At 45.9% G+C, this 10986-nt stretch carries 13 protein-coding genes and 1 CRISPR repeat array; of the genes, 2 read left to right on the plus strand and 11 right to left on the minus strand.

Going from position 1 to position 10986, the window contains the following annotated elements:
• Window positions 1-48: 48 nt before the first annotated feature.
• The 7 genes from J7J01_02170 to J7J01_02200 form a co-directional block, all read right to left on the minus strand.
• Entirely contained in the window at window positions 49-768 is a 720-nt protein-coding gene (locus J7J01_02170) for an HAD-IA family hydrolase (protein MCD6209697.1), read from the minus strand.
• Between the two features lie 50 nt (window positions 769-818).
• Complete coding sequence (locus J7J01_02175; GenBank protein MCD6209698.1) at window positions 819-1004, minus strand: hypothetical protein; 186 nt, start codon at window positions 1002-1004, stop codon at window positions 819-821.
• A 27-nt stretch (window positions 1005-1031) separates the two neighbouring features.
• Window positions 1032-1244 carry a 30S ribosomal protein S28e gene (locus tag J7J01_02180; protein ID MCD6209699.1) on the minus strand — a complete coding sequence of 71 codons (213 nt, stop codon included), beginning with the start codon at window positions 1242-1244 and terminating at the stop codon, window positions 1032-1034.
• On the minus strand, window positions 1241-1624 hold the full coding sequence (locus J7J01_02185; protein ID MCD6209700.1) for a 50S ribosomal protein L7ae: 384 nt from the start codon (window positions 1622-1624) through the stop codon (window positions 1241-1243). Before J7J01_02185 ends, J7J01_02180 begins: the two co-directional genes overlap by 4 nt.
• Before the next feature lie 24 nt (window positions 1625-1648).
• Window positions 1649-2866: an ORC1-type DNA replication protein gene (locus J7J01_02190; GenBank protein ID MCD6209701.1), complete on the minus strand. Its 1218-nt coding sequence runs from the start codon at window positions 2864-2866 to the stop codon at window positions 1649-1651.
• 104 nt (window positions 2867-2970) lie between these two features.
• Window positions 2971-4134 (minus strand): thiolase domain-containing protein, encoded by a 1164-nt coding sequence (locus J7J01_02195; GenBank protein MCD6209702.1) that lies wholly within the window; start codon window positions 4132-4134, stop codon window positions 2971-2973.
• 3 nt (window positions 4135-4137) lie between these two features.
• Entirely contained in the window at window positions 4138-5175 is a 1038-nt protein-coding gene (locus J7J01_02200; GenBank protein MCD6209703.1) for a hydroxymethylglutaryl-CoA synthase, read from the minus strand.
• Between the two features lie 87 nt (window positions 5176-5262).
• Here J7J01_02200 and J7J01_02205 point away from each other — a divergent pair, with 87 nt between their 5' ends.
• Window positions 5263-6381: a phosphotransferase gene (locus J7J01_02205; GenBank protein MCD6209704.1), complete on the plus strand. Its 1119-nt coding sequence runs from the start codon at window positions 5263-5265 to the stop codon at window positions 6379-6381.
• On the opposite strand, the gene rimI is transcribed toward J7J01_02205, so the two are convergent.
• Window positions 6378-6848, minus strand: a complete 471-nt coding sequence (gene rimI / locus J7J01_02210) for a ribosomal protein S18-alanine N-acetyltransferase (GenBank protein MCD6209705.1) — start codon at window positions 6846-6848, stop codon at window positions 6378-6380. The genes J7J01_02205 and rimI overlap by 4 nt on opposite strands.
• Window positions 6845-7168: a chorismate mutase gene (locus J7J01_02215; protein ID MCD6209706.1), complete on the minus strand. Its 324-nt coding sequence runs from the start codon at window positions 7166-7168 to the stop codon at window positions 6845-6847. Before J7J01_02215 ends, rimI begins: the two co-directional genes overlap by 4 nt.
• A 157-nt stretch (window positions 7169-7325) precedes the next feature.
• On the opposite strand from J7J01_02215, the gene J7J01_02220 reads away from it, so the two are divergent.
• Complete coding sequence (locus J7J01_02220; GenBank protein ID MCD6209707.1) at window positions 7326-8594, plus strand: magnesium transporter; 1269 nt, start codon at window positions 7326-7328, stop codon at window positions 8592-8594.
• Between the two features lies 1 nt (window position 8595).
• Here J7J01_02220 and J7J01_02225 read toward each other — a convergent pair whose 3' ends face one another.
• On the minus strand, window positions 8596-9636 hold the full coding sequence (locus J7J01_02225) for a glycosyltransferase family 4 protein (protein ID MCD6209708.1): 1041 nt from the start codon (window positions 9634-9636) through the stop codon (window positions 8596-8598).
• A 556-nt stretch (window positions 9637-10192) separates the two neighbouring features.
• Complete coding sequence (locus J7J01_02230) at window positions 10193-10363, minus strand: transposase (GenBank protein ID MCD6209709.1); 171 nt, start codon at window positions 10361-10363, stop codon at window positions 10193-10195.
• A gap of 49 nt (window positions 10364-10412) precedes the next feature.
• A CRISPR array of direct repeats spans window positions 10413-10973; the repeat unit is 29 nt; unit sequence GTTTCCACACTACTAAGTTCTTCTGAAAC.
• Window positions 10974-10986: the final 13 nt, after the last annotated feature.

Raw genomic sequence — 10986 nt, forward strand, 5'->3', positions numbered from 1 at the left:
CCGATATTAGGCTACTCCATTTCGTTTTAAGCCCCACTTTTTACAAACTCACAGAACGCGTTTCAACTCGGTTATACTCCTCACTATGTATGTAGGCTCAGGCTCAAGCTCAAGCTTAGATTCAGGTTCTTTTTCGCTTCTCCCATCGTTACTGATGAGTATCGAATCTATACCTGCACGCTTCGCAGCCAGTACCCCTACCGGGCTATCATCCACCAGTATCGCCGCTCTTCTCTGGATGTCCAGCTCTGCCAGCACCTTATTTATGTAAAATGGACTTGGCTTTCTGTCGCTCAGACTCTTCAAGTCGCTCCTTCTTCCATACCATATCCTGAAATAGGGTCTCAACCCGAAGTACTCAACAGCGAAGTCCACACATGCCTGCTGCGAATCGCTCACCACAGCAAGCTGGTATTTCCGGCTGAGATACTTTATTACAGACTCAGAACCTTTACAGAGATTTATCTCTCCTCGCTGTATCGCTTTTATCTTCGCTTCTATAACATCGCGCTCCCTCATCGCCCAGAAGTCTTCGCAATCCAAATTGAATCTATCACAGAATTGCCTTACCCCCTTTTCACCATCAGAGTGGAGAGGCACCAAGAAATAGGTATCTATCTCTTCTATACTGAGTTGCAGCCCATAACTGCTCAGTGTCCTCTTGAATGCTTCATACGCCCACTCATGCTCTATCTTGCCAATGCCGCGGGAGTCCAGAAAGGTACCATCCATATCGAGTATGACAAGTCGGTGCCGGGTCATAACCATAGGTCTTATGTCTTAGGTCTTGCGTCTTATCTTTATTATCTCATCTCAACTCAACTGCCTCGGCTTCGGCTCCTCTTCTGTGCCCATTTCACACGCCTCCTTTTCCTGCCCAGCTTTATCATATTTCGCTCGCATTTGGAACTGCAGAAGTATAACACAGTACCGTCACGTCTCACAAACATCTTACCTCTACCTGGTTCTATCGGTAAATTACAGAACGAACATTTCCTCTCCATTATCTTATCATCACCTCATCACCACATTCATCGTTTTGAGAGCTTCCTCACTTCCCTGTTCGTCTCCAGAAGTACGATGATATCCCCCACTTTTACCGGTCCTCTACAATTCCTCGTTATTATCCGTCCTTTATTGGTGCCCTCCAGTACCCTGCATTTTATCTGCGTGGATTCACCGTGCATCCCGGTCCTGCCAACTATCTCTATTACCTCCGCAGGGGTACCCTTCTCGTCACTCATGCTTGCTTTATCTTCTCCAACTCTTCTATTATCTCATTAACCATTTCCTCCGCTTTTCCGGGGTCAACGATGGCAGCAGAGGCACAACCCTTCTTTATTCCACAGGCAGCCCCTAAATTGCGCTGGCTCTTTACATAGGAGTAGGGTATACCCTTCTCTTCACATAGTGGTGGAAGGTGCATCACTATCTCCTCTGGATTTACGTCTTCACCAATGAGCACCAACTTCGCCATCCCCCTCTCTACTATCTTCGTCGTCTCATTCGTCCCTTTCTTTATACTGCCGGTACTACGCGCTATCTCTAAAGCTTCCAAAGACTTGCTTTGCAGCTCTTCTGGCACTTCAAACTTGACATATAGACCTTTTCCCTCTTCGCTCATCTTTCATCCCCCTACATTATAATGTTACAATGTCATTTGCGTCTTTACTTTTATATTAGCTAATGCCTTAAGTTTATAATCTTCCAGTAATACAGGCAGCACACACGACTCCGGTACACTCAGTGATATCTCCTTTGTACGCCCATATCTGCCCTTACTCACAATCACCGCGTTTATCAATCCCAGAATATCCAGTTCAGAGACGAGATCAGTGACCCTGCGCTGCGTCAGCGGTTCCATACCGAGGAAACTGCAGGAACGCCGATACATGTTGTAGACTTCACCACTGGAGAAGCGTTTCTTGTTCTTCTCCCTGCTCAGTAACAGTACACTGTTCAATACAATCTTCGACTGGAGTGGCAGTGTCTTCACCACTTCCACGATCCTGTTTGCTTCTATTCGCTCACTCGCCTGCCTCACATGCTCTTCCCTCACCTTTGGACTCTTCGTTCGCTCTGCAATCTCACCGGACACCCGAAGCAGGTCAAGTGCTCGTCTCGCATCACCATGCTCCTGAGCAGCGAATGCAGCACATAGCGGTATTACGGAGTCTTCGAGTACAGACTCGTTGAACGCCATCTCTGCTCGCTCACTTAATATGTCCTGTAGCTGATCGGCATTGTAAGGCGGGAATATTATCTCCTCTTCACCAAGAGAAGACCTCACACGCTGGTCCAGAAGATCGGTGAAGGTCAGGTCATTTGAGATCCCTATTATACTCACTTTCGCATTGTTCAGTTCGCTGTTTATCCTGGAGAGGTTGTATAATGCACTGTCACCCTTGCCCGCTAACTTGTCCACCTCGTCCAGTATCACAATCACGCACCGGTTCTCAGTATCAACCCCGGCTTTAAACTCAGAATATACCATATCCGTCGGCCAGCCTATCATGGGTACACGCTTATTAAATATCCGCGCGAGATACGCAAATACTCTGTATTGAGTGTCAAAAACCTCACTGTTGATGTAAATCAGTGAACACTTGCTTCCCATCTTCCGCCCCATATCCTCCAGCTCCTTACTTACATACTTCACCGTTGCCGTCTTACCGGTTCCTGTCTTACCATAGATCAATATATTGGAAGGCGTCTCACCCCTCAACGCCGCGGATAGGATGTCCGCAAGATTATTTATCTGCTCTTTCCTGTGTGGTAGGTTCTCAGGTATGTAAGTGGGACGAAGCACTTCCTTGTTTGCAAATATTCTGCCTTTCTTTATCAGATCCTCGAACAGATTGTCCATCTCTACTCCTAAAAAGTGCACCGATGTTAAAATAAGTGATGTATCCTCAGTTAGTAATTTTTACATATAAAAGTGATAGGTATTTAAGGTAAGGTTCTGTAGTCCTAATTCGATAGTATGTGTATGATTGCCGTTCCACCGGTACCGCCTATATTATGCGTCAGTCCGAGTTGGACATTGGGCACCTGTCTCTTCCCTGCTTCTCCTCTCAACTGTGTCACAATCTCCGTCACCTGCCTTATACCGGTTGCACCAAGTGGGTGTCCACATGCCTTTAAGCCACCTGACGGGTTTATCGCTATCTTCCCTCCTATCTCTGTCTCACCTTCCCATGTAGCTATGCCACCTTTACCCTTCTCAAAGAATCCTAAATCCTCTATGGCTACTATCTCCGCAATCGTGTAAGAGTCATGAACCTCTGCGAGCGATATCTGAGAAGGTTCGATAGAAGCCATCTTATATGCCTCACGCGCCGCAAATACCGTTGCATCCATCGTTGTTATATCCCTACGGTCATGAAGTGCTATGGTATCGCTCGCCTGCGTGGATGCCTTCACATATACCGGCGAATCTGTATATTTTCTCGCATGCTCAGCCGGGCACAGGACGACCGCAGAAGCACCATCTGCTATGCTTGAGCAGTCCAGCATACGGAGTGGTTCTGCAATAACCGGGGAGGCAAGTACTGCATCTATTGATATTCCCCTTCGATACTGCGCCATAGGATTGTGGATAGCATTGGTATGATTCTTCACCGCCACCTTCGCCATCTGCTCCACCGTAGTATTATAACGCTGCATGTGTGCTCTTGCCATCTGTGCGAATAGAGATGGTAGGGTGGCACCGCAAATTGCCTCCCATTCGCGGTCTACGGAGGAAACGAGCAGGTCGTTTGCTACATCCTCACCAACGTCTGTCATCTTCTCCACACCCGCCGCTATCACGAGGTCATACCAGCCAGAAGCAACTGCGAGGATGGCTAAATGCAATGCAAGTCCGCCAGAAGCGCATGCAGCTTCTACCCGCGTTGCTGGAATGTGCAGACCTGCCAGACCAGCGTAATCGGCGATCAGCGCACCTATATGCTCCTGCTCCACAAACCTGCCTGCCGACATATTACCACCATATAGCGCTTCTATCTCATCGCCACTTATGCCTGCATCCTCTATCGCTTTTACGCCCGCCTCTACTGCTATATCACGGAAAGACTTATCCCAGAGCTCACCAAATTTCGTATTTCCTACGCCTATTATCGCTACTTCTCTCATCTTTTACAACCTTATTTTACCCTGATGTTTTACGTAACCTGCATAATCAATGTATTTACAGCCGGAGAGGAAATCCTCTACCCGCGGAGCCTTATCCCTCACTTCGTCAATACCATCGGTGACAGTAAGAGCAAAGGAATCAGAACCTGCACCCGATCCAAAAGAGGTCATCAAGATTCGTTGTCCCGGCAATGCGTTATCAAGAACCGCAGAGAGCCCTATCAGCGATGATGCCGAGTACGTGTTACCGATATGAGTTACAATAAGACCGGGCTTTAACTGCTTTGAGTTAAATCCGAGGCTCTTAGCCGCTTTCAACGGGAACTTACCATTTGGCTGATGAAATACGGCGTAGTCGAAGTCCGCAGGCTGAAGTCCTGTCTTATCCATCAGTTCTTTTGTAGCGGAGATGATATGTCTGAAATACGCAGGTTCACCTGTGAACCGTCCACCATGTGAGGGATACTTCTGGAGGTCACGACGCCAGAAATCGGGTGTATCAGAAGTAAAAGAGGTAAAATCCTCTATCTCTGCTATTACGCCATCATCACCAATGACAAACGCCGCGCTACCTGCTCCCGCAGTATATTCCAGGGCATCTCCCGGGCTGGACTGTGATACATCTGCCCCTATTGCAAGCCCATATTTTATCTTCTTCAGTGCAACCAGTCCTATACATGTCTGTATGGCTGCTGTTCCCGCCTTGCACGCGAATTCAAAGTCCGCAGCAGTAATAGAATTCGATGCTCCAATTGCTGCACCGACAATCGTTGCTGTTGGCTTTACCGCATAAGGATGACTTTCAGAACCCACATAAATAGCTCCTATCTCACCGGGATCGAGACTTGCGCGCAGGATAGCAGCCCGTGAAGCCTCCACCGCCATAGTTGCTGTATCCTCATCCATGTCTGGTACAGACTTCTCCTCCACCAACAGTCCTGATTTTATAATATCGGGGTTCTCACCCCATTGCTTTGCTATCTCCTCCACTCTTATTCTATAAGATGGTACATACACACCATACGAAACTATCCCTGTCATTCTTCCACATCTACATAAACAAGTTTAAAAGAGAACATATAAATATAGTGTCAACCCGGGGAAAAAGACGTTTCCAATCACATGGTGATGACCCAAATAGGTATGAAAGAGCGAATAGAGGAATATTTGAAGAATAGTTTGGGTGTTCCTTTACGGTTATTAAGCATAAAAGAATTGGGGTTGGGGTTAGAGATAGAGTCAAAACGGGAAGAGGAGATAAAGGGATTTGGGTATGGAAAACCATACTTCGTCACATTCGAGACCTCAGAAGGCGAGAGGAAAGAAGTTGTCATCTCATCGCTGAAAGGGGATAGTTTCGGGCATGAGTACCCTTCAGACCGCGCACAAATATTGATATGGCAGTACAGGGCTTTCAATTCGCTACCCGAGCATGTAAAAGCGCTCGATGTTGGCTATTTCACAAATGACGGGCGGTTGATATCGACGCGTGATGCTGCGGAATATTTCATTGTGTGCGAGAAGGTAGAGGGGGAGGAGTATGTGCACGACCTGGACAGATTGAGAAGTGGCGCGAGGCTGCGAGAGGAAGATGAGGCGAGGGTATCAGCTCTGGCTTCTTACCTCGTTGATATCCATTCACGCAAGGGGGAAGACGCAAATCTCTATATCAGGCGGATAAGAGAGTTATTAGGGCATAGTGAGTGCATATTTGGACTTACAGACAGTTATCCCTCCAAGAGTGAGTTTATAACACAGACGGAACTGAAGGAGATAGAGAAACTCTGCATTGAGTGGCGCTGGAAGCTGAAAATGAAAAAAGATCGGCTTTGTATGGTACACGGCGATTTTCATCCCTGGAATGTTATATTCCATACTCGTACTGGAACGGATTTCACCTTACTGGACAGGAGCAGGGGAGAATGGGGCGAAGCCGCGGATGATGTTACCGCGATGACGATAAACTATCTCTTCTTCGGGCTCATGAAGACCGATGGGGCAGTGATTGATAGCGATTTCAAGCGTTTGTATGAACTATTCTTCGATGTATATCTGACAAAGGCGAATGATTACGAGCTATTAGAGGTACTACAGCCGTTTTATGCATTCAGAGGGCTTGTGGTCGCCTCCCCTCTATGGTACCCGAACATCTCAATGGCTACAAGAAAGAAGTTATTCAACTTCATAAAGAACGTGCTTCAGACCGAAGAGTTTAATTACAGGGATGTAGATGGATACCTGGATTAAAGCACTTTCCGCATTAAAATCGCTGCCTCTCCATCCTTATAATAAAAGGGAACGAACCCTATCTCCGTGAACCCCATACTTTTATATAACCGCTGTGCTATCCAGTTACTCACCCTGACCTCAAGCCGCACGAACCCTATCTTATACTTACGCAGCAGATTGAAAGCGGTTTTTAGTAATGCACGTCCCACACCCTTGCCTCGAAATCGGGAATCCACCGCGATTGCAAATACCCGCCCTTCTTCTTCCGGCGTTAATATCAATACTTCAAATCCTATAACCCTATCATTTCGCTCCGCTACGATGAAACCCTCAGGCCACTCCCTGTATAACTCGAGATACAGGTCCGCATCACCTTCCAGAAATGCCTCCTCCTCTATCTCCATCACTCTCCTTATGTCCGCCATCTCAAAGTTCCTTATTCTTATCACAAGCCCCTTCGTCGTGCTCATAACCTGAGGTTTCATTCTGTCTCTCTCACCATCTCCATCTCCGTCTCCAGCTCTTCTCTCAACTCCTCTCTCCTCATATATTCGGTCACAAGCTCCGCTATTCGCTGCATCAACTCCTCGCTCACCTCGTTATTACCGCGCCGTGCATGTGCTCGCCATCTCTCAATCACTTCCTTCTCTCGCTGTAAGTCTGTAACAGGCATCTTCATTCGCACCTTCTCAGCCCGTGCCTGCCTTGCGTATTTCATCCGCTTTATGAGCAGCTCGGCGATGGCATCATCTATCTCATCTATCTTCCTCCTTATCTCCTGTAATCGCTCTATTCGCGGTGGCATTTGTTATTAATTTATAAGATAAGGGTAAAATAAGAAAAGAGTATGAAGATGTCCCTGCCAGATAACGATAGTGAAGCAGAAACTAAGCCCCCGGATAGTATGGCGGGTAAGATTATGATAAAGCGGGGTAGTAGCAGTAACGAAGGAGGAGGTAGAGGTGAGTATGAGAATGCGAGATGTAGATATAGATGTAAATGTAAGCAAGCTGAGCATACGCATACTCAATCGTACCTCTGCCTTCTTCCGCGACTTCTCTGATGTGTTTAAACAGGCACCTCTGTCACTCGTATTCTGCACGCTAACAGGTCTTCTTGCAGGGCTTGGACTGAATTTCATGCGTGGTATACTGCAATTGTTACCTGAACTCATGATTCTCATTCCACCTGCGATTGATATGCGTGGCAATATTTACAGTGCGCTTGTATCCAGATTGGGCACATCCATGCACATCGGGCTATTCTCAAAGAGTATAAGGAGGGGCAGCGTCTTATATCAAAATGCATATTCCTCGCTCTTACTTACACTTGCTCTCTCTGTTATCCTCGGCATTCTGGCGAGATTGGTCGCGTTCGCGTTTGGTATGTCGCAGATTTCCATCTTCGGGTTTGTATTCATATCTGTAATAGGGGGGTTGATATCCGGGTTTGTGCTGCTTGGTATCGCTATTCTCGTTTCCATCATTGGTTATCACAAGAACTGGGACCTGGATAATGTATCGTCACCGATAATAACCTCTGCTGGCGATGTGGTCACCATTCCCTCATTAATGCTGGCAACTATGCTTCTTTTAAAGCTCGATTCTGTGTCTGTGTACCTCAACACGTCATCGCTATTATTCATGGTACTGGCGGTTGTTGGTACGATAAAGGGCTTAAAGTCGAATGATACAGTTGTGAGACGGATAATCAAAGAGAGTATTCCTATGCTTATCATCTGCGGAATTCTTGGTATCTTCGCCGGGCTGATTCTGGACAGGAGACTGGAGAGTATAATTGCCATTCCCGCGATACTGGTGATGATTCCACCCTTCCTGGGTGCGAGTAATGCCCTGGGCGGTATATTGAGTGCACGCCTTTCTTCTATGCTCCATATTGGTACCCTGAATCCGAAGTTATACCCACCTAAATCGGTAGTGATGAATTTCACTGTTATATATCTCTTATCTGTATTCATATTCGCTCTGGTTGGCATAATATCAGGAGTGATAGGGGGAAAAAGCGGAGTATTGGTATTGAGGCTGCTCTCCATCTCTCTACTGGGTGGTATTCTCTGCTCCACATTCCTTAACTTCGCATCTTATTACATCGCTATACTATCGTTTAAATTCGGACTGGACCCTGATAATCACACAATACCACTGATAACAAGCTTGACAGATGTGGTCGGTGTGTTATGTCTCATATTCGCGATATTTTTGATTTTATAAGCTAAACTATCGTTTTATACACTTCCAGTGTCCGTGTAGCAATCTTATCCCATGAGTACCCCTGCTCCACTATCCTCCTCGACTCCTTACCCATCTTCTCCAGGTCTGAATGTAACATCTCCTCTATTGCCGCTCCTATCTCCTTCACTGTGGTACCACAGAGAATGCCATTCCCATGCACGTAATATTTGTTATCACTTACATCAGTGGCAATTACCGGTAATCCAGAAGCCATAGCTTCAAGCAGTGCAATCGGCTGTGCCTCGAGCTTGGAGGGCAGTATAAATATATCCAGACCCCGATAGAACGAAGCAGCATCATCAACATAGCCCAGAACCTTTATACGCTCGTCTTCCAGTCTCTTTATACGGTCATATAGTGGACCCGTACCTGCGATCTTCAAATAGACCGGTTCGGACATCACTGTTTTAACTGCCTTTATCATATTTATTATGTTCTTCTCCGGCGATAATCGTCCCAGATAGCCGATATATATGCCCCTCTTACGCTTCTTACGCTTCTTATCCTCAATATCGCTATCACGCGGACGGAAATAATTTATATCCACGCCATTTGGTATAACCACCGTCTCTGTCTCGATGCAATACCGTTGAATATCTGCTGCTATCTCCGAACTTACGGATATGAACTTCTTTGAACGCCCCTCGTATAAAGATGCAAGTGTTGCAATGAGCGCCTTTGCAAATTCACCCTCAAAATTGTTACCCGCCGGGATATGAAATGTATTGATGATATTACAGTCGGAGCATATAGAAGAGAAAGGTAGCAGGAATTCTGAGAATGTAGCGGCGTGATGTATGTGCAGGATATCACAATCCTCCACCTCCTTCTTTATCTTACCCAGTGAGAAGTCAAATCCGTAAGAAATCCCGCCTGAGGGATTACCAAGCATGAAGGAGCCGAGTGCATACTGGTTTATCAGCTTCACTTCAACTCCCATCTGCATAAACACTCTCGTTAGTGCCTCTACATGGGTTCTTATACCGCCGTTTACACTTCTATAATAAAACGCTATCTTCATCTCTTACCTTACGTTCTCTATTTACCGTAGAGCGTATATAAAAATTTTACTATTCTGGGCTTCATCCCAAAAGTCAACGTAGACCAAGATAACATCCTTCGGATTATCTCAGACGGGAGTAAACAATTTCTTGTTGAAGGGCATATACACTAACCGGTGTATTTCGGGAGTTCTTTACCAGTGCCAATTTGGAATTACTGGCAACTTATCCCAAGGGGATTCCCAAATCCTTCGCCCTTTTAATGTAGAGCACCCTTTCAATGTTATACGCCAACACTTTTATTGCGAGTTCTCGCCGCTTTAGCTAACCTTTCATGCTTTTAATTTCGGGACCAAAACACCTTTTGATGCTTGAGAAAACAGATTCTACAATGATTCTTATGTGATACTCGTCCATCCATCCTTCCATCTTTATTGAGGAATACGTCACGATAGACGGATGTAAGTGATATCTGAAGCCCATACCTGATTCAATCGGGTTATCTTCAACCCCTTCATAAGATTGGGATAGACCCAGAGATCGTGTCTGGAATCGGTGGTTTTTGACTTAAAATCCTTACGAACGCAAAGAAGATTGTCTTCCCTCATGCCTGAGTACACGTTTATGGTTCACTGAATAACCACGATTCCGGAGTTCGGCGGTTATCCGTCTGTATCCGTATGCGGGGAACTCCACAGCGATCCTCTGTATTTCGTTTCTAACGTCTATGTTGGGTATGGCATTCATCTGCCAGGTCTTCGATTGCCCGAACCACTTATAGAACCAGAACCCACGGGTTTCCACACTACTAAGTTCTTCTGAAACGAAAGGGTTACTTTCCCTATGCAGAGCTGTACGATATGTTTCCACACTACTAAGTTCTTCTGAAACCTTCCTATATTCCCCGGTGATGTCTCACAGCGCTTCCAACCAGTTTCCACACTACTAAGTTCTTCTGAAACTCCCATTCTCTATTGCTATTACTTCCATATACCGCTGTTTCCACACTACTAAGTTCTTCTGAAACCTGGTGAATACTGGGAAGTAGCAGATAGTATCTGGGAGTTTCCACACTACTAAGTTCTTCTGAAACTTGCAGTGCGAGATGTATTTAGGGATGATATTGCAGCGTTTCCACACTACTAAGTTCTTCTGAAACTTATCCTTTCTTTTGGGGAGAGCATGTATATTTTTAGAGTTTCCACACTACTAAGTTCTTCTGAAACAAGCACGGTGAAATAGTGCCTATAGAAGAGGAACTCAGTTTCCACACTACTAAGTTCTTCTGAAACGAAAATGATTATCCTCAAGCACTACATCATTTTCGCGTTTCCACACTACTAAGTTCTTCTGAAACCCTCCTCTACAAC

This window comes from Methanophagales archaeon, assembly GCA_021159465.1.
Lineage (GTDB): Archaea > Halobacteriota > Syntropharchaeia > Alkanophagales > Methanospirareceae > G60ANME1.

What these genes read in the sequence shown, in the direction of transcription:
- J7J01_02170 (MCD6209697.1), bottom strand. Translation starts at nt 768, where the DNA reads ATGGTTATGACCCGGCACCGACTTGTCATACTCGATATGGATGGTACC.
- J7J01_02175 (MCD6209698.1), bottom strand. Translation starts at nt 1,004, where the DNA reads ATGGAGAGGAAATGTTCGTTCTGTAATTTACCGATAGAACCAGGTAGA.
- J7J01_02180 (MCD6209699.1), bottom strand. Translation starts at nt 1,244, where the DNA reads ATGAGTGACGAGAAGGGTACCCCTGCGGAGGTAATAGAGATAGTTGGC.
- J7J01_02185 (MCD6209700.1), bottom strand. Translation starts at nt 1,624, where the DNA reads ATGAGCGAAGAGGGAAAAGGTCTATATGTCAAGTTTGAAGTGCCAGAA.
- J7J01_02190 (MCD6209701.1), bottom strand. Translation starts at nt 2,866, where the DNA reads ATGGACAATCTGTTCGAGGATCTGATAAAGAAAGGCAGAATATTTGCA.
- J7J01_02195 (MCD6209702.1), bottom strand. Translation starts at nt 4,134, where the DNA reads ATGAGAGAAGTAGCGATAATAGGCGTAGGAAATACGAAATTTGGTGAG.
- J7J01_02200 (MCD6209703.1), bottom strand. Translation starts at nt 5,175, where the DNA reads ATGACAGGGATAGTTTCGTATGGTGTGTATGTACCATCTTATAGAATA.
- J7J01_02205 (MCD6209704.1), top strand. Translation starts at nt 5,263, where the DNA reads ATGACCCAAATAGGTATGAAAGAGCGAATAGAGGAATATTTGAAGAAT.
- rimI (MCD6209705.1), bottom strand. Translation starts at nt 6,848, where the DNA reads ATGAAACCTCAGGTTATGAGCACGACGAAGGGGCTTGTGATAAGAATA.
- J7J01_02215 (MCD6209706.1), bottom strand. Translation starts at nt 7,168, where the DNA reads ATGCCACCGCGAATAGAGCGATTACAGGAGATAAGGAGGAAGATAGAT.
- J7J01_02225 (MCD6209708.1), bottom strand. Translation starts at nt 9,636, where the DNA reads ATGAAGATAGCGTTTTATTATAGAAGTGTAAACGGCGGTATAAGAACC.
- J7J01_02230 (MCD6209709.1), bottom strand. Translation starts at nt 10,363, where the DNA reads ATGAATGCCATACCCAACATAGACGTTAGAAACGAAATACAGAGGATC.